21 protein-coding genes are annotated in these 18727 nt (G+C 69.7%); 5 read left to right on the forward strand and 16 right to left on the reverse strand.

Annotation, left to right across the window (positions count from 1 at the left end; translation table 11 throughout):
• The first annotated feature begins 20 nt into the window (after positions 1 to 20).
• Positions 21 to 1370 (forward strand): esterase-like activity of phytase family protein, encoded by a 1350-nt coding sequence (locus tag JMJ56_RS19830; protein ID WP_202833509.1) that lies wholly within the window; start codon positions 21 to 23, stop codon positions 1368 to 1370.
• Here JMJ56_RS19830 and kdpC read toward each other — a convergent pair whose 3' ends face one another.
• From kdpC to JMJ56_RS19855, 5 genes are all read right to left on the reverse strand, one after another.
• The gene (gene kdpC, locus JMJ56_RS19835; protein ID WP_202833510.1) at positions 1371 to 1958 is read right to left on the reverse strand and encodes a potassium-transporting ATPase subunit KdpC; all 588 of its coding nucleotides are present in this window, start codon (positions 1956 to 1958) and stop codon (positions 1371 to 1373) included.
• 1 nt (position 1959) lies between these two features.
• Positions 1960 to 4005, reverse strand: coding sequence for a potassium-transporting ATPase subunit KdpB (gene kdpB, locus JMJ56_RS19840; RefSeq protein WP_202833511.1), 2046 nt, complete (start codon positions 4003 to 4005; stop codon positions 1960 to 1962).
• A gap of 31 nt (positions 4006 to 4036) precedes the next feature.
• Positions 4037 to 5734 (reverse strand): potassium-transporting ATPase subunit KdpA, encoded by a 1698-nt coding sequence (gene kdpA, locus JMJ56_RS19845; protein WP_202833512.1) that lies wholly within the window; start codon positions 5732 to 5734, stop codon positions 4037 to 4039.
• A 4-nt stretch (positions 5735 to 5738) separates the two neighbouring features.
• Complete coding sequence (gene kdpF / locus JMJ56_RS35555) at positions 5739 to 5825, reverse strand: K(+)-transporting ATPase subunit F (protein WP_407927933.1); 87 nt, start codon at positions 5823 to 5825, stop codon at positions 5739 to 5741.
• Positions 5826 to 6088: 263 nt separating this feature from the next.
• A complete protein-coding gene (locus JMJ56_RS19855) occupies positions 6089 to 6448 on the reverse strand; it encodes a hypothetical protein (protein WP_202833514.1) in 360 nt (119 codons plus the stop codon).
• Positions 6449 to 6631: 183 nt separating this feature from the next.
• On the opposite strand from JMJ56_RS19855, the gene JMJ56_RS19860 reads away from it, so the two are divergent.
• From JMJ56_RS19860 to JMJ56_RS19870, 3 genes are read left to right on the forward strand one after another with little or no spacing between them, the layout of a single operon-like run.
• Positions 6632 to 6826 (forward strand): hypothetical protein, encoded by a 195-nt coding sequence (locus JMJ56_RS19860; RefSeq protein ID WP_202833515.1) that lies wholly within the window; start codon positions 6632 to 6634, stop codon positions 6824 to 6826.
• A 10-nt stretch (positions 6827 to 6836) separates the two neighbouring features.
• A complete protein-coding gene (locus JMJ56_RS19865) occupies positions 6837 to 7784 on the forward strand; it encodes a tripartite tricarboxylate transporter substrate-binding protein (protein WP_202833516.1) in 948 nt (315 codons plus the stop codon).
• A 27-nt stretch (positions 7785 to 7811) separates the two neighbouring features.
• The gene (locus JMJ56_RS19870) at positions 7812 to 8705 is read left to right on the forward strand and encodes a PfkB family carbohydrate kinase (protein WP_202833517.1); all 894 of its coding nucleotides are present in this window, start codon (positions 7812 to 7814) and stop codon (positions 8703 to 8705) included.
• On the opposite strand, the gene JMJ56_RS19875 is transcribed toward JMJ56_RS19870, so the two are convergent.
• From JMJ56_RS19875 to JMJ56_RS19890, 4 genes are all read right to left on the reverse strand, one after another.
• Positions 8692 to 9585, reverse strand: a complete 894-nt coding sequence (locus tag JMJ56_RS19875) for a Bug family tripartite tricarboxylate transporter substrate binding protein (protein ID WP_202833518.1) — start codon at positions 9583 to 9585, stop codon at positions 8692 to 8694. The two genes, JMJ56_RS19870 and JMJ56_RS19875, sit on opposite strands and share 14 nt — an antisense overlap.
• Positions 9586 to 9647: 62 nt before the next feature.
• Positions 9648 to 10211: a peroxidase-related enzyme gene (locus JMJ56_RS19880; RefSeq protein WP_202833519.1), complete on the reverse strand. Its 564-nt coding sequence runs from the start codon at positions 10209 to 10211 to the stop codon at positions 9648 to 9650.
• Positions 10208 to 10672 (reverse strand): carboxymuconolactone decarboxylase family protein, encoded by a 465-nt coding sequence (locus tag JMJ56_RS19885; RefSeq protein ID WP_202833520.1) that lies wholly within the window; start codon positions 10670 to 10672, stop codon positions 10208 to 10210. The genes JMJ56_RS19880 and JMJ56_RS19885 overlap by 4 nt, the downstream gene beginning before the upstream one ends.
• A gap of 3 nt (positions 10673 to 10675) precedes the next feature.
• Entirely contained in the window at positions 10676 to 10885 is a 210-nt protein-coding gene (locus tag JMJ56_RS19890) for a hypothetical protein (RefSeq protein ID WP_236038059.1), read from the reverse strand.
• Between JMJ56_RS19890 and JMJ56_RS19895 the strand changes: the two genes are divergently transcribed.
• A complete protein-coding gene (locus JMJ56_RS19895; protein ID WP_202833521.1) occupies positions 10875 to 11240 on the forward strand; it encodes a LysR substrate-binding domain-containing protein in 366 nt (121 codons plus the stop codon). The genes JMJ56_RS19890 and JMJ56_RS19895 overlap by 11 nt on opposite strands.
• Positions 11241 to 11396: 156 nt before the next feature.
• Here the strand turns inward: JMJ56_RS19895 and JMJ56_RS19900 are convergent, their stop codons facing one another.
• From JMJ56_RS19900 to JMJ56_RS19930, 7 genes are all read right to left on the reverse strand, one after another.
• Positions 11397 to 12146: an ABC transporter ATP-binding protein gene (locus tag JMJ56_RS19900; RefSeq protein ID WP_202833522.1), complete on the reverse strand. Its 750-nt coding sequence runs from the start codon at positions 12144 to 12146 to the stop codon at positions 11397 to 11399.
• On the reverse strand, positions 12127 to 13869 hold the full coding sequence (locus tag JMJ56_RS19905; protein WP_202833523.1) for a branched-chain amino acid ABC transporter ATP-binding protein/permease: 1743 nt from the start codon (positions 13867 to 13869) through the stop codon (positions 12127 to 12129). Before JMJ56_RS19905 ends, JMJ56_RS19900 begins: the two co-directional genes overlap by 20 nt.
• A 2-nt stretch (positions 13870 to 13871) precedes the next feature.
• Positions 13872 to 14729, reverse strand: coding sequence for a branched-chain amino acid ABC transporter permease (locus JMJ56_RS19910; RefSeq protein ID WP_202833524.1), 858 nt, complete (start codon positions 14727 to 14729; stop codon positions 13872 to 13874).
• 5 nt (positions 14730 to 14734) lie between these two features.
• A complete protein-coding gene (locus JMJ56_RS19915) occupies positions 14735 to 15910 on the reverse strand; it encodes an ABC transporter substrate-binding protein (RefSeq protein WP_202833525.1) in 1176 nt (391 codons plus the stop codon).
• A gap of 27 nt (positions 15911 to 15937) precedes the next feature.
• Positions 15938 to 17050 carry a mandelate racemase/muconate lactonizing enzyme family protein gene (locus JMJ56_RS19920; RefSeq protein ID WP_202833526.1) on the reverse strand — a complete coding sequence of 371 codons (1113 nt, stop codon included), beginning with the start codon at positions 17048 to 17050 and terminating at the stop codon, positions 15938 to 15940.
• 89 nt (positions 17051 to 17139) lie between these two features.
• Positions 17140 to 17922: an enoyl-CoA hydratase/isomerase family protein gene (locus tag JMJ56_RS19925; protein ID WP_202833527.1), complete on the reverse strand. Its 783-nt coding sequence runs from the start codon at positions 17920 to 17922 to the stop codon at positions 17140 to 17142.
• Positions 17919 to 18698 (reverse strand): alpha/beta fold hydrolase, encoded by a 780-nt coding sequence (locus JMJ56_RS19930; RefSeq protein ID WP_202833528.1) that lies wholly within the window; start codon positions 18696 to 18698, stop codon positions 17919 to 17921. Before JMJ56_RS19930 ends, JMJ56_RS19925 begins: the two co-directional genes overlap by 4 nt.
• Positions 18699 to 18727 lie beyond the last annotated feature (29 nt).

Raw genomic sequence — 18727 nt, forward strand, 5'->3', positions numbered from 1 at the left:
TCGACAAGGGGGATGCCCGCATGCGCCGACTGCTACTCGCCACCACCGCACTGCTGCTGGCCGGTCCAGCCTTGGCCCAACCCCGCTTCGAGGCGAACCTGGCCGGCCATGCCGTCCTGCCCGCCTTCACCATGGCGCTGCCGCCCGCCGACGCACCGCGCGATGCGCTGATCTCCGGCAAGTTCACGGGCCCGGGCAATACCCGCACCGACCAGCCCGGCAGCATTGCCGGCACCACCGGCCCCGTACCCGCCGGGCGGCCGACCGGCATCAGCCTCCCCTTCATCGGCCAGCCGATCCAGGGACTCTCAGGTATCAAGCCGGCCGCCGGTCACCCCGGCGCCTACTGGGTGCTGAGCGACAACGGCTTCGGCAACAAGCGCAACAGCCCTGACGCGATGCTGATGCTCCACCGCATCCGCCCGGACTGGCGGGCCGGCCAGGTCACAGTTGAGCAGACCATCTTCCTCTCCGACCCTGATCGCCGTGTCCCCTTCCGCATCGCCTACGAGGGCACGGAGCGCCGCTACCTGACCGGCGGTGACTTCGACATCGAGAGCATCCAGCCCACAGGTGACGGTTTCTGGCTGGGCGACGAATTCGGCCCCTTCCTCGTCAAGGTCGACCTCGAAGGCTGCGTCCAGCAAGTGGTGGAAACGGTAATCGACGGCCGCCCGATCCGCAGCCCCGACAACCCTGCCCTCCAGGTCCCCGCCACCGCCTTCGAGTCCCAGCGCAGCGGCGGCTTCGAGGGCATGGCCCAGAGCCCCGATGGCAGCCGCCTCTATGCCCTGCTGGAAAAGCCCCTGCTGACGAACGGCCAACCCGAGGGCCGCTTCCTCCGCATTGCCGAATTCGACACTGCGCGCAGCGCCTGGACCGGCCGCGTGCTGCGCTACCGCATAGAGGAGGGCACCACCGCCATCGGCGACTTCAACATGATCGATGACCGACGCGCCCTCATCATCGAGCGCGACGACGGAGAAGGCGACCCGTCGCTTGCCTGCGCCGCCGGCGCCAACCCGCCCGGCTGCTTCGCCACCCCGGCGCGGCTGAAACGCATCTACATCCTCGATCTCGGCGAAGTCGACGAGCAAGGCTTCGTGAAGAAGCTCGGCTATATCGACCTGATGGCGATCCGCGACCCGGAAGGCGTCGCCCGTACCCAAGGAGACCGCGGGCCGAACGAGCCACGCGACCGCTTCACCTTCCCCTTCTTCACCATCGAGAACGTCGCAGTGGTGGATGGCGAGCACATCATCGTCGGCAATGACAACAACCTGCCCTTCAGCGCGGGCCGCCATCTGACCCGCGCCGACGACAACGAGATGATTTTGCTCCGCGTGCCTGAACTGCTGCGGGCCCGCTGATCAGCGCAGCCCGTCTAGCGCGAGGTTCAGCCTCAGCACATTGACCCGCGGCTCACCGAACAGACCCCACTCCCGGCCTTCGGTGTGCCGCGCCACCAGCGCCCTCACTCGCTCCGACGCCAGACCACGAGCCGCAGCGACGCGCTCCACCTGCCGCGCCGCATTCTCGGGGCTGACATGCGGATCGAGCCCGGAGGCCGAGGCCGTCACCGCATCCGCCGGCACCGGCCAGCGCCCTTCCGCCGCCACGCGTTCCTTCAGCGTCTGCAGCAGCGCCGCGCTTGTAGGCGCCGCCTGCGACCCCGCCGAAGCGGCTGCATTGTAAGGCGCCGCCCGCGTGCTCCCCGGCTTCTCCGAATCCGCCTCGGTCGTCGCCGAAGGCCGCGGATGGAAGTACCGCTCGCTCGTGAAGCCCTGCCCGATCAGCGAGGAGCCGATCACCGTTCCCTCCCGCTCCACCAGGCTGCCATTAGCCTGCGCAGGGAAGGCAAGCTGCGCCACTCCGGTGAAGCCCAGCGGCAAGGCTAAACCGCATAGCAAGGTCGACAATCCGACTACCGCCAAGGCCGGGCGCATATTTGCATTCATTTCAGGCCATCCCGAACAAGGTGAGGAGAAGGTCGATGAGCTTGATCCCGACGAAGGGCACGACAATGCCCCCTAACCCATAGATCAGCAGGTTCCGCCGCAGCAGCGCCGCCGCACCGACCGGCGCATAGGCCACGCCGCGCAGCGCCAGCGGCACCAGCGCCACGATGATCAGCGCGTTGAAGATCACCGCCGAGAGAATCGCACTCTCCGGCGAGGCCAGCCGCATCACGTTGAAGACCCCAAGCTCCGGATAGCTGACGACGAAAATGGCTGGCAGGATGGCGAAATACTTCGCCACGTCATTGGCGATGGAGAAGGTGGTCAGCGCTCCACGGGTGATGAGCAGCTGCTTGCCGATCTCCACCACCTCGATCAGCTTGGTGGGATCGCTGTCGAGATCGACCATGTTGCCCGCCTCACGTGCCGCTTGGGTGCCGGTCTGCATGGCGAGCCCGACATCCGCTTGGGCGAGGGCCGGCGCGTCGTTGGTGCCGTCCCCAGCCATGGCAACCAGGCGCCCCTCGCCCTGCGCTTTGCGGATATAGCCGAGCTTCTGCTCTGGCGTGGCCTCCGCCAGGAAGTCGTCCACCCCTGCCTCCGCCGCGATCGCCGCCGCCGTCAGCCGGTTGTCGCCGGTGACCATCACCGTGCGGATGCCCATCCGCCTGAGCTCGGCAAAACGCTCGCGGATGCCCGGCTTGACGATGTCCTTCAGTTCGATAGCACCGAGCACCACGCCATCCCGCCCGACCGCGAGCGGCGTTCCGCCCTGCCGCGCGATCCGCTCCACCGCCTCCGCCAGCGCCGGCGGAATGGCGATACCAAGGCTCCGTGCGAGGCTGTCGACCGCACCCTTCCGGTACTGCCCATCCATCAGGTCGAGCCCCGAAAGCCGCGTCTGCGCAGTGAATGGCACGACCTTCGCCCCCGCCGGCAGCGCTGGCGCGACGACGCCATGGCGTTCGCGCGCGAAGGTGAGGATGGACCGTCCCTCCGGCGTCTCGTCGCCGAGGCTCGCCAGCACCGCCGCCTCCGCCAGCTCCCGCTCGGCGATGCCAGGCGCCGGCACGAACCCCGCCGCCTGCCGGTTGCCGAAAGTGATGGTGCCCGTCTTGTCTAGCAGCAACACATCGACGTCGCCCGCGGCCTCGACGGCGCGCCCACTGGTCGCCAACACGTTGAACCGCACCAGCCGATCCATCCCGGCAATGCCGATGGCCGAGAGCAGCCCGCCGATCGTCGTCGGAATCAGCGTCACCAGCAGCGCTGCCAGCACCGGCACCGAAGGGGGCCTACCGTTCCAGCTCGCCAACCCAACCAGCGAAGCGACGGCGATCAGGAAGATGATCGTCATGCCCGCCAGCAGTATGTCGAGCGCGACCTCGTTCGGCGTCTTCTGCCGTGCCGCGCCCTCGATTAGCGTAATCATCCGGTCGAGGAAGGTGCTCCCCGGCGCCGCCGTGATTCGAACGACGAGCCAATCGGAGACAACGAGCGTCCCCCCCGTGACCGCGCTCCGGTCACCGCCCGACTCACGGATCACCGGCGCGCTCTCGCCCGTCACCGCCGCCTCGTTGACCGAGGCAATGCCCTCGACGATCTCGCCATCGGAGGGGATGATGTCACCCGCCTCGACCAGCACGAGGTCGCCGACCTTCAGTTCCGTCGCACCACGGGGCTGCCAGAGTGTCCGGTCGTCCAGCCGCAGCAGCAGCTTGGCCCGCGCATCGCCCCGCGCGCGCCGCAGGCTCTCCGCCTGCGCCCGCCCCCGGCCTTCGGCAACCGCTTCGGCGAAGGTTGCGAAGACGACGGTGAGCCAGAGCCACGCCGCGATCCCCGCCTGGAAGGCGAAGCCCTGCCCGCGCGCCGCACCCAGCCCCGTCAGCAGCGTGACGAGGATGGCGACCACCTCGGTGACGAAGATCACCGGGTTGCGCACCAGCTTCGCTGGGTTGAGCTTCAGCAACGCATTGAGCGCAGCGCGGCCGAGGAGCGCGCGGTCGGTGAAGGCCACGCCGCGCACCCGGCGCGCAGCCTTCCCCATCGGCATCATGGTATCCATTGGCTCTGTGCCTTCAGAAGGTCTTGCCGGCCAGCAGCGAGACATGCTCGGCCAGCGGCCCAAGGGCGAGGGCCGGCATGAACTGCAGCCCCCCGAGGATCAGGATCACGCCGGCCAGCAGTCCGGCGAAGAGCGGCCCATGCGTCGGGAAGCTGCCTGCGCTCCCTACGGCACGCGGTTTCGCAGCGAGTGAGCCGGCAATCGCCATGACCGGCACCGCATAGGCGAAGCGGCCCAGCATCATGGCGATGCCGAGCGTCACATTCATCCAGGGTGTATCCGCGGTGACGCCGCCGAAGGCCGAGCCGTTGTTGCCCGCCGCCGAGCTGTAGGCATAGAGCATCTCGCTCAGCCCATGCGGCCCCGCCGCCGGGATGGAGGCGACGGCCGCCGGCAGCACCAGCGCCACCGCGGTGAAGCCGAGGATCACCGCTGGCAGCACCAGCACGGCGAGCATGGCAAGCTTCACCTCCCGCGCCTGCACCTTCTTGCCGAGGTACTCTGGCGTCCGCCCCACCATCAATCCGGCGACGAAGACAGCGAGCAGCGCGAAGACCAGCATGCCGTAGAGGCCTGAGCCGACGCCGCCCGGCAACACCTCGCCGAGTTGGATCAGGAAGAGCGGCACCAACCCGCCGAGCGGCGTGAAGCTGTCGAACATCGCATTCACCGCGCCACAGGAGGCGCCGGTGGTGGTGGCGGTGAAGAGCGCGACCAAAGCCTGCCCGAAGCGCAGCTCCTTCCCCTCCATGTTGCCTTGCACCGCATCGATCCCGAGGGCGAGATGCAGCGGGTTGCCCCCCGTCTCGCTCGCATAGACTGCCCACGTTCCGGCCAGCACATAGGCAAGCATCACCAGCAACAGCGCCCGCCCCTGGCGTATGTCGCCGACGATAGCGCCGAAGGTCAGCGCCAGGCCGAAGGGGATCACCTGCTGCGACCAGATCTGCAGGGCGGTGGCGAGCGCCGTCGGTCCCTCGAAGGGATGCGCCGCGTTCACGTTGAAGAACCCACCGCCATTCGTCCCGAGATGTTTGATGGCGATTTGGAAGGCCGCCGGCCCCAGCGGGACCACCTGCCGCACGCCCTCCAACGTCGTCGCTTCTGCATAGGGTGCCAGCGTCTGCGGCATCCCCATGGCGACGAAGGCGAGGCCCACGAGCAGGCTGAGCGGGATGAGCACATAAAGCGTCACTCGCACCAGGTCAGCCCAGAAATTCCCCAGATCTTTCACCCCACCCCGGGCGAAGGCACGGGAGACGGCGAGTGCCAGCGCCATCCCCGTCGCGGCCGAGAGGAAATTCTGTACCGTCAGCCCTGCCATCTGCGAGAGGTAACTGAGGGCCGCTTCGCCGCCATAGGCCTGCCAGTTGGTGTTGGTGACGAAGGACACCGCCGTGTTGAAGGCGAGCCATGGCGTCAACCCGTCGAAGCCCTGTGGGTTGAGGGGCAAGCCCCCCTGCCCCCGCAGAAGCGCATAAAGCAGCAGGAACCCTGCCGCGTTTGTCGCCAGCATCGCCAGCGTATAGCCGCGCCAGCCCTGCCCCTGCCGCGGATCGATGCCAGCCGCCGCATAGAAGGCGCGCTCCACCGGCGCGAGGAAGGTGACGTGCCCTGCCGCCACCGCTGCCATGTAGCGCCCGAGCGGAATCGCCGCCGCGACCACGCAAGCGAGCACGAGCGCGATCTGCGCCCAGCCAATCAGCGTCATGGGATCAAAGGTCCTCAGGCCGCAGCAGGGCCAGAAGGAGGTAGAGCAGCAGCCCGGTCGTAACCGTGCCGCCGAGGACAAGCTCCATCATGGCCGCTACACGCGCTCGCAAGCCGTGGCATAGGCCGCGAGCAAGGCGAAAAGGCCCAATCCGAGAGCCAGCAATACGAGATCAAGCATGGGTCGCTCCGTGCCGGGATAAAGGGTCCGGTCCGGGCGGGAGACTGCGCGCCGAGGAGCGCAAGCCTCCATGTGAGAAAAAGCGGGCCCGTATAAAGGCCGCGTAAATGAGCGGGGCGCCGCCGCCCTCATGCTCCCCCTGCCAAGGGCCGATAAGCCTCTGGAGCCCTTGGGCTAGGCGCCGCGCTTGGCGCCGCGCCAGGGAGCACGGGGCCGGCTTGCACGGCGCACCACCTGTGCGCCGCCACGTCCGGCAGCCGTCTCGCCGGCCAATTCCAGCGTCACCTCGGCCTCCGCCGCAGCCGCCTGCTGGCTCGTCTCGTCTGAACGCGGCGTGCCGCCTTCGATCAGCAGCGCCACCGCGCCATGCGTCTCCTTCACCGCCTCATCCTGGCGGATGGCGACGTGCGGCCTCCCGTCGATGGTGAAGATACGGCGTTGCATGGTCAGCCGCGCGACCTGCTCCTCGGTCGCCGGCAGGAAGGTGCAGCCACGGGCCCGCGCCGCGGCGATCTGCTCGGAAGTCAGTTCCATGTGCCGTCCTTAGAGCAAAGCAGGCATTCGTGGAATCACCCCCATGCCGATTTCCGAATGGCACCAAAATAGTTCCATCCCGGCGGAAGCCGTCTTTTCCGTTGCGGGAAAGCACAAGGTGCTTGGCCACCAGCCGGATCCTGTCATCCTCCTTGCCAGGTTGGGCGCAAGCGCGAATGGTGCATGATCGAGACAGCAACCCCGCCCTGCCGCCCGAGCGAGGCCGGGTGGCGGATCAGGCTGGTGCAGGCGGCCGGCAAGGTTACCGGCAAGCCGCATATCCTGATGCTGTTCGGCCAACTTCCGCGGTCCTACCAAGTGGAGGCCGCAGAGCGGGTGCGCCAAGCCGTTCCTATCTTCCTCGCTGCCGCCGCCTGACGGAGCAATCATGAACCGCCGCACCCTACTCGCCACCGCCCTGCTGGCGCCCGCTCTCGCCCGCGCCGAGGGCCGGACCCTCCGCGTCGTCAACGCTTACAGCGCCGGCGGCACGGCTGATGTCGTCTGTCGCATCCTCTGCGCCGCGCTCGGCCCGCGTCTCGGCCTCTCGGTTGTGGTAGAGAACCGTCCTGGCGCCGCCGGCACCATCGCCGCCCAGGTCGTCGCCCGCGCCGCAGCCGACAGCACCACCCTGCTCTACGACGCGACGGCGCATTCGGTGAACCCGGCGCTCTTCGGCCCCCGCCTGCCCTATGATACGCGACGGGACCTGCTGCCGGTCTTCCTCGCCATGGTCACGCCGAACACGCTGATGGCGACCAACGCCTTCCCTGTCCAGACCGTGCCCGAACTTATCGCCCTGGCCAAATCCCGGCCTGCCGAAATCGCCTGCGCGACCACGGGCATCGGTACCGCCCAGCATGTCTCGCTCGAGCTGCTGAACCACATGGCCGGTATCGGGATCGCCCATGTCGCCTACCGCGAGATGGCCAGTGCCCGAAACGACCTCACCGCCGGCCGCATCCCGCTCCAGTTCAGCAACGTGCCGAACACCCTGCCGCTGCTGCAATCTGGCCAGGTGCGCTGCATTGCCCTGACCGGCCCGGCCCCGCTCGACATCCTTCCCGGCGTGCCTGTCTTTGCCGACACGCTTTCGGGCTACGAGACCTGGGAGTGGAACGGCTTCTTCGCTCCTGCCAACACGCCGTCGGGCCTCATCAGGGACTATAATGCTGCCCTGAACGCCGTCATCGCCGAGCCGCCGGTGTTGGAGCGCCTCACCGGGCTCGGGGCCCTCACCCGAGCCAATACAGCGGAGGAGTTCAATACCTTTCGTGAGCAGCAAATCACCTTCTTTGCAGGGATGGTGAAGACAGCGAATATCCGCATCGATTAGCCGCTCCCGCTGGTAGACTGCGGGCCCATGCCCCTCGTCATCTGCCTTGGCCATCTCGTCGCCGATCACAGCTTCTGGGTGGAGGATGTTCCCCAGCCCCCGGCGAAGCAGGTCGCCCGGCGCTACAGCCTCGGCGTCGGCGGGCTCGCCGCCAATGCCGCCATCGCCGTGGCCCGTCTTAAAGGCCAGGTCCGCTTCTGGGGCCGCGTCGGCGACGACCGCAACGGCGCACCGCTGGCCGAGGAGCTGGCCGGCTTCGGGGTCGATACGGGCGCCGTCCGCATCATTCCGGGTGCCCGCACCCCCGTCTCCGCCGTGCTGCTGGACCCGGTCGGTGAGCGGGTGGTCATCGCCTTCCGTGGCGAGGGGCTCGACCTCGATCCGAGCATCCTGCCGATGGAGACCCTCGCCGAGGCGGGCGCCCTGCTCTGCGACCCGCGCTGGCCCCGCGCCGCCGAGGCCGCCCTCCGCGCCGCCCGCCGCCTTGGCATCCCGAGTGTGCTCGACGCAGAGAAGAGCGAAGCCCGCCTCCTTGCCACCCTGGTCCCGCTGGTCGACCACGCGATCTTCTCGCAACCCGGCCTGCAAATCTTCGCCCCAGGCGTGACGGCCACCGAGGGCCTGCGCCGTGCGCTCGCTTCCGGCGCCAGGCTCGCCGCCGTCACCCGCGGCGAGCACGGCACGCTTTGGCTGGCAGAGGGGATGGAGTCCCCGATGGAAACTCCCGCCTTCCCGGTCGAGGCGACCAATACCGCCGGCGCCGGCGATGTCTTCCATGGCGCCTATGCGCTGGCCCTCGCCGAAGCCATGTCTTTGCCGGATGCCATGCGCTTCGCCTCCGCCGCCGGGGCGCTGCGCGCCCGGGACGGTGAGACGCCCGACCGTGCCGCAGTGGAGGCGCTGCTACTCAGTCGAGGTTGAGGTTGAGCGGCGCGACCACCCGTGTCCAACGCTCCAGGTCCTGCCGCAGCATCGCCCCGAAGGCCGCGCCATCCGCCCCGTTCGGCACCGCCCCCAGCACGTCGAGCCGTGACGTCACCAACTCGGAATGCAGCGCCTCGTTGAAGGCCGTCGCCAGGCGCGCCCGGACTGGCTCCGGCAAGGGTGCCGGCGCCGAGAGCGCCGTCCAGATGCTCGCCTCGAAATCCGCAACCCCTGCCTCGACCAACGTCGGCACCTCCGGCAGCGCCGGGAAGCGCTCGCGCGAGGCCAGCGCCAGCAGCTTGAATTGCCCCGGCGCCACCGCCAGCACCGAGGGCACGGAGACGAACATCAGTGCGATCCGCCCAGCCTGGAGGTCGTTGAAGGCCGCCGCCGCCCCGCGATAGGGCACATGCTCGACGCGCAGCCCCTCCCGCGCGCTCAGATCCTTCATGATGAGGTGCGTGTTGGTTCCGATTCCCGTCGAGGCATAGGGCAGCGGCTCCCGCGCCGCCTTGGCATAGCGCAGCAGTTCCAGCGCAGTCCGCACCGGCAGACCCGGCGCGGCAAGCAGCGCGACCGGGCTGTCGGCCAGCCAGAGGATCGGGGTGAAATCCTCGATCGGGTCATAGGGCAGCCGCCGCCCGATCGCCTTGGCGATGGTAAGCTGTCCGGCTGTGGAGAGGAAGATGGTCAGCCCATCCGGCGCCGCCCGCGCCACCGTCTCGGCGGCGAGCACGCCGCCCGCCCCTGCCCGGTTCTCGACCACCACTTGCTGCCCGAGCGGCCCGGAGACCGCCTGCGCCAGCAACCGCCCCAGCACATCCTGCGAGCCGCCCGGAGCGAGGGGCACCACCAGCCGCACCGGCCGCTCCGGCACCCACTACGCCCGCGCGACGGCCGGCGCCATCCCCGCCAGCGCCAGCAGCCCCCGCCTGCGGATCACGGCATCACCGACCGGCCGAGCGACTGCATCAGCCGATTGGCATTGGCGAACATGGCGATGGAGTGGATCAGGTCGAGCAGTTCCAGGTCGTCGAGCCCCGCCTCCCTGAGCGGCTTCAGATCGGCCGCCCCAACCGCCCCCGGTTCCCGCGTCAGCCTCGCCGCGAAATCGACGATCGCCCGCCGCCGCGGCGACAGCTCCGTCCCGAGCCCCGCCTCCAGCAGCCGCTGCATCACCTCGGCGTCCTTGGTCAACTCCGCGAAGCGCCGGGCATGAACTGAGGCGCAGTAGACGCAGCCATTGACGATGGAGACCACCGCCGTCGCCAACTCGCGCTCCGCCCTTGGCAGTCCGCGCGGCACATACATCACGCTGTTGAACAACGCCCCACGCTCCCCGAGCGAGGCCGGGTCCCGGGCGAGGGTCAGGAAATAGGTCGAGCGCCGTTGCGCCGGCGGGCAGGCCTCCAGCGCCGCGTGCTGCTCCGGCGTCGCGCTCTCCGCCTCGACGGGCGGGATGCGCGGCTCCCAGCAGACCTCCTCGATGGTGAAGCGGGTCATGCCCGCGCCTCCTCCTGCATCGCCCGCAACCCGGCGAGCAGTCTGACTTGAAAGGGGATGAAGGCCACGAGCTGCGTCACCGCCACGATGTCCTGCGGCGACATGCCCGCGGCCGTCAGCGTGTCGATATCCACCTGCCCGCAGCGCCCCGGCGCCTCCGCCACCATCGCCGCATACCGCAGCAGCGCCTCCGTCCGCGCGCCCTCGGCCGGCGCCCCGGCCTGCGCCGCCAACGCCTCGCATTCGGCGACGAGCGCCACATCGCCCTGCTGCCGCGCCACGGCCAGCGCGACCGCCGCCCGCTCCTGCGGGCTGACGCCGCCCGGCGCCTCGGTCAGCACCAGCTCCCGCCAGGCACCCTGCGCGTGCCGCCGGATCGCCTCACGCTGCAGCCGCAGCGCGGCGAGCGGCGAGCCCGCCTCGATGCCGAGCAGCCGCTCGACCAAATCATCCTCGGCCATGCGTTAACTCCTTTCCGGCCATTCGTCGCCCAGCAGCTCCGGCGCCGCATAGGCATCGAGCGCCGCGTAATGCAGCGCCTTGTCCTCAACGAAGAAGGCCCGGGTGATCGCCTCCGCCAGCCGCTTCGCCCCGGCGCTGACGGCGGGGATATTCCCTGTCAGCTTCCCATGGCTGAGCGTCGCCCGGTAGTTGAAGCAATGGATGCGTGACAAGCCCGGGCAAGCCCCCGCCTCGCGCTCCCGAAAGCTGAAATCCGGCGCCAGATCGGCCGAGGCGCCCTGCATCGCCCTGCTCCGCGCCGACGACCCCCTCGCCGCCGGAGCCGTCGTCCCGCTCCGCGCCCTCGCCGGCCGCCGCATCATTTCGACGGCCAATCCCAACCGCCTCCGCCACCGCGTGGACGCGGCGCTGCACGCGGCCGGCATCGCCTGTACCGAGCTGATCGACACCACCACCTCGCTGAGCGCCATGGACGCCGTCCGCGCCGGCCTCGGCATCGCCCTCACCGAGCCGCTGACACCCGCCGGCCTGCCGTCGAAGGGCTCGTCGCCCGGCCACTCGACGTGAACATCCCCTTCTACTGGGCGTCGTCACCCTGGCGACGCAGCCGGTTTCGCCGCTGCTGGAGCAACTCATCAGCCAGATCGAAGCGATTATCGAGGGAAGTGCTGCCTCCCCCGAACTCCCTCCGCCAAGGGCCGAAAGGCCCCTGGGCCCTCTGAGTCAGCCGTGCAGCGCCGAGGGGACTTCCTGGCCGAAATAGGCCAGCTCCAGGCGATGCGGCAGGTCGGGCTCGTCCGCCCGCGCCTCCAGCACCAGGCGTCCCTGCGCCATCGCCACCACGCGGTCGGAGACGGCCAGCGCCTTCTCGATCAGCTGCTCCACCAGCAGCACCGCCGTGCCGCGCTCGCGCAGCGCCCGCACTACGCCGAGCACCCGGTCCACCAGCACCGGCGACAGCCCGGCCGAAGGCTCGTCCAGCATCAGTAACCTCGGCCGCTGCACCAGCCCCTGCGCGACCGCCAGCATCTGCTGCTGCCCGCCGCTCAGCGCGCCACCCTTGTCCTGCCGCTTCGCTGCGATCTCGGGGAAGTACTCCAGCGCCTCCTCCACCCGCCGCATCCGCTCGCTGCGCGGCACGTCGTAGCCGGCCAGCAGCAGGTTGTCGGTGACGGAGATCTGGGTGAAGACCCGGTGCCCCTCGATCACATGCACCAGGCCCTGCCGCACCGCCGCGCGCGGATCAGCCCCCGTCAGCTCCACGCCGCCGAACCGCACCCGCCCCGCACTCGGCGGCAGCAGGCCGGAGATGGCGCGCAGCAGAGTCGTCTTCCCCGCCCCGTTCGGCCCGAGCAGCGACACCACCTCGCCCGCGCCGATCCGCAGGTCGATGCCGTGCAGCACCGCGATCTTTCCATAGCCGGAGCAGAGGCCGCCCACCTCCAGCAGCGGCTTATGCTCCGAGATAGGCACTGACCACCTCCTTGTGGACGCGGATTTCCGCCGGCGTCCCCGCCGCCAGCACCCGCCCGAGATTGAGCACCGTCACCCGGTCGCAAATATCGAAGATCAGGTCGGCATGATGCTCGACGAGCAGCACCCCCACCCCCTGCCGGCTGATGGCGCGGATCAGGCTGCCAAGCCGCTTGATCTCCTCGACGGACAGCCCTGCCGCAGGCTCGTCCAGCATCAGGAATTCCGGCCGCAGCATCAGCGCCCGGGCGATCTCCATGAAGCGCAGCTCGCTGTGCTGCAACCGGTCCGCCCGCACCTCCGCGAGCCCTCCGAGCCCGACCGCGTCCAGCGCGAGCCGCGCCCGGTCCGCCATCACGCGCTCCTCCGCCCGCTGCCGTGGCAGCGAGAGCAGCGCCTCGACGAAGCCTGCCTTGCCCTCGACCGTCGCGCCGATCGTGACGTTCTCAAGGACGGTCGCCTCGCCGATCATGCGCGGCGTCTGGAAGGTCCGGGCGATGCCCCTGCCCGCCCGCCCCGCGGGCCGTCCCGCCGCCAGTTCCGCACCGGCCAGGGTCATCGCCCCCTCCTGCGGCTGGTAATAGCCGGAGATGACATTGAGCGTCGTCGTCTTGCCGCTGCCGTTCGGCCCGATCAGCCCATGCACCTCGCCCTGCCGCAAATCGAGGTCGATGCCGTCGATCGCCCTGACGCCGCCGAAGGCCAGCACGATGCCCCTGAGCGAGAGCACCGCCCGTTCCCCCCGCTCGCCGATCAGCGTGCGCAGCGCCGCCTCCTGCGGCCGGATCGCCCGGTCCTCCGGCAGCGGCCGCCGCCCGCTGCGGTCGAGCAGCGCCGCGATCCCGCCCGGGATCGCCAGCACAATCACCAGCAGCAGCGCGGCGTAGAGGAAGGTGGACCAGGCCGCGAGCGGCGCCGCCACCTCCGGCAGCAGGGTCAGCAATATGGTCCCGAGCAGCGGCCCGAGGATCGAGCCGCGCCCGCCGATCAGGACAGCGATGAAGAACAGCAACGACAGGTCGAAGGTGAAGGCATCTGGCGTGATATAGGTCTGCAGCGTGGCGAAGAGCCCGCCCGCGAAGGCCGCCAAGGCGCCGGCCAGCAGGAAGACCATTGCCAGCAGGCGCGGCTTGGCAATGCCGCTTGCCTCCGCCGCCACCTCCGAGTCACGGATGGCAATCAGCGCCCGCCCGAACCGGCTCCGCGCCAGATTCGCCGTCGCCCAGGTACACACCACGGCCACACCCAGGCAGAAATAGTAGAACCCCCAGGCCGTATCCATCGGCGCCGGCAGGCTGGGCCCGGGGATGCCGATCCCGCCCCCCGTCACATCCTGCCAAGCGAGGGTGATCTGCGTGACGATGGTGGCGAAGCCGAGCGTCGTCATGGCGAAGTAGAAAGTCCGGAGCCGCAACGCCGGCAACCCGACGATGACGCCCGCCACCGCCCCCGCCGCCGCCGCGATGCCGAGCGCCGCGAAGGCCGGCAACGGCTCCATCACCGTCCCCGCCGTCAGGACACTGGCGGTGTAAGCCCCGATCGCCAGCAACGCGACATAGCCGATGGCCAGCTGCCCCGCGAAGCCGACGATCAGGTTGAGCCCCGCGACCAGCACCCAGTAGATGCAGGCCCGCGTGGCGATCAGCGCCCAGTACTCGTTGCCCGTCAGCGGCAGCAGCAGGGCGAGCGCCAGCAGCGCGAGGAAGGGCCACAGCTTCGCCATCCTCACACCCTCCGCGCCGCCGGCGCCCCGAACATCCCCTGCGGCCGCGCCAGCAGCACGATAATGAAAAGGGTGAAGACCGCGACCGAGGAGAAGATGCCCCCCACCATGAAATTCGCCGCCTGCTGGAACAGGCCGAGCAGCAACCCGCCGATCACAGCCCCCCGGTTGTTCCCGAGCCCGCCGAGCGCGACGGGGATGAACCCGTAGAAGTTGAGCAGCGGCCCATTGGCGAAGAAGGCCAGCAGCAGCTGCCCGCCGGCGAAGCCCGCCAGCGCCCCCACCGCGCCGGCCAGCGCATAGCTCGCCATACGCAGATTCCGCTCCGGCAGCCCCAAGGCCCGCGCCGCGAAGTTATCCTCGGCGATGGCGACGAAGGCCCGCCCCACCAGCGTGTACCGGTAGAGATATTCGAGCCCGAGGATGGTCACAGCGCAGGCCGCCACCGGCAGCCAGTATTTCTCGTCCCAGATCCCCGCCCCGATCCCGGCCAGCCTGGGGAAGGGCTGCGGCTCCGTGCTCCATTCCAGCGCCGTCGCATGCTGGATCAGAAGTGCTACGGCGAGCGTCGAGAGCACGTAGAGATGCTGGTCGAGGCTCTTCAGCACCGGCCGCACCGCAACCACCTCCGTCACCACCCCGAGCAGCGCGCAGCAGGCGAGCGTCGCCAGCAACCCCACCGGCATCGGCAGCCCCAGCCGCAGGATGAAGAGCGAGCCGAGCACGCCCCCCAGCATCCCGAGCTGCCCCGCAGTGAAGCTCATCACCCGCGAGGTCGAGAACATGGTGTTGTAGGTGATGCCGATCAGCGCATAGACCGCGCCGACTGCCAGGCCCGAGGCCAGGATCGAGGCGAGCATGCGGCTCAGCCGTAGCCCGGCGCGAGCGCGAAGGTACCGTTCTTCCCCGTCGAGGCCGCCGACATCACCACATCCGAGACGGGGTAGCCGTTATGGTCCTGTGCGGTGAAGCTGTACTCGCCGAAATAGCCCGGATACTGCTTCAGCGAATTCCATTGCCCGATGATCGCCTGGTTGCTGGTCGCCCCCGTCGCCTCCACCGCCTTCGCCACCAGCTCGACGGCGTCGATGCCGCAGGCCACCCACCAGAGCAGCGTGTCCTGCAGGTTCACCTTGCCCCGCATGCGCTGCACCAGTTCCTCGTTGCGCGGCGGCAGCTTGCCGGAGGCGTCGTAGCTGCAGCTCTTGTAGCCGATGGCGTAGACCTTCTCCCAATTCGCCGGCTTGTCGATCAACGTCCCGATCTCGCCCGAGGCCAGCGATGGATGCCCGATGAAGGGCACGTCCCAGCCCATCGCCGCCCGCGTGTTCAGCAGCCGTGCGATCATCCCCGTGGAGACGCTCCAGATGACGATCGCCTGCGCGCCCGCACTCCGCGCCCGCAGCATGTCGGGCGTCATGTCCGGCTGCGTCGCGTCGATATTCGCCTTGGTGACGACCTCCGCGCCGTCCTTCTGGAAGGCGGCCGCCGAGGCATTCGCCGCCGTCACGCCATAGCCCGTCGTGTCGCCGATGACCGCGACTTTCTTCGCCTTGGCGATGTTCAGCGTATAACCGCGCACCGCATCGTCCCATTGCGTGTTGGAAGGCGCGATGCGGAAGGCATTCGGGTATTTCGCCGGGTCGATCAGGCTGTCCACCACGCAGGGGTGGATGTTCGGCATCTTCCCCCGCGCCATGATCGCCGTGACGGCCAGCGACTCGCCCGAGTTGGTCGGCCCCCAGATCGCATGCACGCGGAGCTGGCTGATCATCTCCTGCGTCGCGTTCACCGCCTTGGTCGGGTCGCCCTGGGTGTCGCGGGTGATGATCTCGACCTTCCGCCCCTTCACCCCGCCGGCGGCGTTGATCGCCTCCGCCGCCCACATCACGCCGCGGTTGAAGCCGATCGCCGGCGCCGAGCTCGGCCCGGTCATGGCGGCGAGCCAGCCGATCTTGATCGGCTCGTTCTGCGCGATGGCCGGCATCGCCAGCCCGCTGGCGGCAGCAGCGAGGCCCAAGCCTCGGCGAGTGATGATCATGGCTGTCTCTCCCTTAGGTTTCTTCGTTCACAGCGCTATGCGGACCGGCGCTCCGCGCGTCACCCGCGCGAGCATCGCCGGGTCCGGCTCCACCCCGAGACCCGGCCCGCGCGGCACTGCGACCGTCCCGTCCGGGCAGCGCACCCAGGGGTCGAAGGGGTTCGGCTCCATCTCGAGCCACAGCACCTCGACCATCGGCCGCTCCACCAGCGCCGCCGCGACATGGATGGTGGCGACGAGCCCCGGCCCGAAATACGGGCTGTGCGGCATGACGGCGACGCCATGCGCCTCGCAGAGCGCGATCACCTTCCGCATCTCGGCGATGCCGCCGACCTTGGTCACGCTCGGCTGCGCATAGTCGATCGCCCCGGCGTCGATCAGCGCCTTGAAGCCGAACAGCCCTGCCGTATTCTCCCCCGCCGACAACGGAATCCCGTACCGACGCAGGCTCGCCAGCCCCGCCGCATCCTCCGGCGGCCACACCGGCTCCTCCAGCCAGAACAGCCCCTCGCCGGCCAGCGACCGCGCCATCTCGCGCGCGACCGGCGGCGTCCAGGCGCAGTTCACGTCGAGCATGATTTCGGCCCCCGGCGCCGCGCGTCGCGCCGCAACCACCGCCTCCCGCGTCACCTCATGCAGCTTGATATGCCGATAGCCCCGCGCCGCCGCCTCCGCCGTGTTCCGCGCGACGAGATCGAGGTCCCCGCCATAGGAGAGCAGGCTTGCATAGGCCGGCAGCCGCTCCGGCGCCGCCCCGCCCAGCAACCGCCACACCGGCTGCCCGCAGCGCTTGCCCATGATGTCCCAGAGCGCGATCTCGATGCCCGAGAAGACATAGACGAAGACGCCATTGCGCCCCAGCAGATGCGTCCCGTGCAGCACCCGCCGCGAGAGCCCATTGATATCGGAGGAATCCTGCCCCAGCACCAGCGGCGCGACGATGCTCTCCAGCGCCGCCCTCGTGGTCGGAATGGCGGCATGACCGAAGGCCTCGCCCCAGCCGACCAGCCCATCCTCCGTCTCGACGCGGACGAGCAGCACCTCCATCCGGTCCCAGAGCTGCCCGGCGAAGCGCCCATGCGGCCCGCCCATGGTGAAGGGCATGGACAGGACCGAGGTTTCGACGGCCGTGATGCGCATGAGCCTGGATGTTCCCCCGGGCCCTCTCGCCGGGGCCGCTCCCGCATCCTGCGGCGCCCCGGCGCGGAGTTCAACCGGCCCTCCCCGGATTACTGCCCCTTGAACACGGGCCTGCGCTTCTCGGCGAAGGCAAGCTGCGCCTCCCGCGTATCCTCCGTCCCGGCCAGCGCCACGGTCTGCGACTGCTCGAAGCGATAGCCGTCCTGCAACGGCAATTCCTCCGTGACCTGGAAGGACCGCTTGGCCGCCCGCACGGCCAGCGGCACCTTCGCCGCGATCTCGCGGGCGATGCCCATCGCCGTCTCCATCAGCGCCGCGTCGGGCACGCAGGCCGAGACGACGTTCATCCGCAGCAACTCCGGCCCGGTGACGCGCCGCGCCGTCATGATCATCAGCCGCGCATCGCTCTCGCCGAAATGCCGCCGCACATGCCGCACCCCGCCTGCCAGCCCGACATCCACCTCGGTCATGGAGAGGAAGGCGCTTTCTCCCGCCACCAGGATATCGGCCGAGAGCGCCAGCACGCAGCCCGCCCCGATCGCCGCTCCGTTGATGGCCGCGATGACCGGCACGCCGCACTCCATCACGCAGTCGAAGGCCGCCCGCACCAGCCGGTTGTGCCGCGGATAGGCACCCGGCTGCCCCGTCAGCCCCGGCCGCTCCTTCAGGTCGGCCCCGGCCGAGAAGGCCCGCCCGGCCCCGGTCAGCACAACGGCCCGCACCTCCGGCATGTCATGCAGCGCATCGAAGATGCCGATGATCTCTTCGCGGAATCGCGCATTCTGCGCATTCACCGGCGGCCGCCGCATGGTGACGGTGGCGATGTGCCCGGCGATCTCCACGGCGAAGCAGTCCAGCCCCTCGAAACTCATCCCTCGATCCTCCTGGCAAAATCGACGAGCGCGCGCGCCACGGCCTCGGGCTGCTCCGGCAGCAGCGCATGCCCCGCCCGCTCGACGACGACCATCTCCACCCGTGGCCCCAGCGCCTCGCGCAGCCTGGCCTCCGTCGGCACCGGCGCGATGGTATCCTCCGCCGCCGCGACATAGAGCACCGGCACCCGCTCGGCGACGCGCTTCCAGGCGGCATCCGTCGCAGCCGTCGCCGCCCGTTGCATCCTGGCGACCGGCGCATGCCAGCCGGACAGCCAGACCCGCGCATCATGCCCCGGCGCGAAATAGCCGCGCCGCAAATGCGCGAGCCGCTCCGCTTCGCCGAGTTGCGGGTCGAAGCTGCCATCGATCGAGGCACGCACCGCCGGGTCGAGCACCGTGTCGATCGAGGCTGCCAGCAATGCAACGCCCCGAACCATCGGCGCCCGCACCACCGCCATCGCCCGCGCCACCCAGTTCCCGAAGGCATGCCCCGCCACCACCGCCCGCCCGCCGATATCTGCCGCGGCCAGCGCCGCGGCCGCATCCTCGGCCAGATCGTAGAGCGTCAGCCCCTCCATCGGCCCTGTTGAGGCGCCGATCCCCCGCGGCTCCGCCCGTACCACCCGGAACCCGGCGGCGGCGACCAGCGGCGCCACGGCATCGAAATCCTCCGCGCCTCGCCCGAGCGAAGGCAGCAGCAGCACCGCCGGCCCCTCACCCTCCGTCTGCCAGGCGATCCGGGCCGCACCATGCGACGCCACACCCCGCTCCATCGCCGCCTCCCTGCTTTCCCCGCAGCATC

The sequence above is a fragment of the Belnapia arida genome, assembly GCF_016773205.1.
GTDB lineage: Bacteria > Pseudomonadota > Alphaproteobacteria > Acetobacterales > Acetobacteraceae > Belnapia > Belnapia arida.

Bases quoted from the DNA above. Each gene is read 5' to 3' on its own strand.
- JMJ56_RS19830 (WP_202833509.1), top strand. From the start codon at position 21: ATGCGCCGACTGCTACTCGCCACCACCGCACTGCTGCTGGCCGGTCCA.
- kdpC (WP_202833510.1), bottom strand. From the start codon at position 1,958: ATGAATGCAAATATGCGCCCGGCCTTGGCGGTAGTCGGATTGTCGACC.
- kdpB (WP_202833511.1), bottom strand. From the start codon at position 4,005: ATGGGGAAGGCTGCGCGCCGGGTGCGCGGCGTGGCCTTCACCGACCGC.
- kdpA (WP_202833512.1), bottom strand. From the start codon at position 5,734: ATGACGCTGATTGGCTGGGCGCAGATCGCGCTCGTGCTCGCTTGCGTG.
- kdpF (WP_407927933.1), bottom strand. From the start codon at position 5,825: ATGATGGAGCTTGTCCTCGGCGGCACGGTTACGACCGGGCTGCTGCTC.
- JMJ56_RS19855 (WP_202833514.1), bottom strand. From the start codon at position 6,448: ATGGAACTGACTTCCGAGCAGATCGCCGCGGCGCGGGCCCGTGGCTGC.
- JMJ56_RS19860 (WP_202833515.1), top strand. From the start codon at position 6,632: ATGATCGAGACAGCAACCCCGCCCTGCCGCCCGAGCGAGGCCGGGTGG.
- JMJ56_RS19865 (WP_202833516.1), top strand. From the start codon at position 6,837: ATGAACCGCCGCACCCTACTCGCCACCGCCCTGCTGGCGCCCGCTCTC.
- JMJ56_RS19870 (WP_202833517.1), top strand. From the start codon at position 7,812: ATGCCCCTCGTCATCTGCCTTGGCCATCTCGTCGCCGATCACAGCTTC.
- JMJ56_RS19880 (WP_202833519.1), bottom strand. From the start codon at position 10,211: ATGACCCGCTTCACCATCGAGGAGGTCTGCTGGGAGCCGCGCATCCCG.
- JMJ56_RS19885 (WP_202833520.1), bottom strand. From the start codon at position 10,672: ATGGCCGAGGATGATTTGGTCGAGCGGCTGCTCGGCATCGAGGCGGGC.
- JMJ56_RS19895 (WP_202833521.1), top strand. From the start codon at position 10,875: ATGCGTGACAAGCCCGGGCAAGCCCCCGCCTCGCGCTCCCGAAAGCTG.
- JMJ56_RS19905 (WP_202833523.1), bottom strand. From the start codon at position 13,869: ATGGCGAAGCTGTGGCCCTTCCTCGCGCTGCTGGCGCTCGCCCTGCTG.
- JMJ56_RS19910 (WP_202833524.1), bottom strand. From the start codon at position 14,729: ATGCTCGCCTCGATCCTGGCCTCGGGCCTGGCAGTCGGCGCGGTCTAT.
- JMJ56_RS19915 (WP_202833525.1), bottom strand. From the start codon at position 15,910: ATGATCATCACTCGCCGAGGCTTGGGCCTCGCTGCTGCCGCCAGCGGG.
- JMJ56_RS19920 (WP_202833526.1), bottom strand. From the start codon at position 17,050: ATGCGCATCACGGCCGTCGAAACCTCGGTCCTGTCCATGCCCTTCACC.
- JMJ56_RS19925 (WP_202833527.1), bottom strand. From the start codon at position 17,922: ATGAGTTTCGAGGGGCTGGACTGCTTCGCCGTGGAGATCGCCGGGCAC.
- JMJ56_RS19930 (WP_202833528.1), bottom strand. From the start codon at position 18,698: ATGGAGCGGGGTGTGGCGTCGCATGGTGCGGCCCGGATCGCCTGGCAG.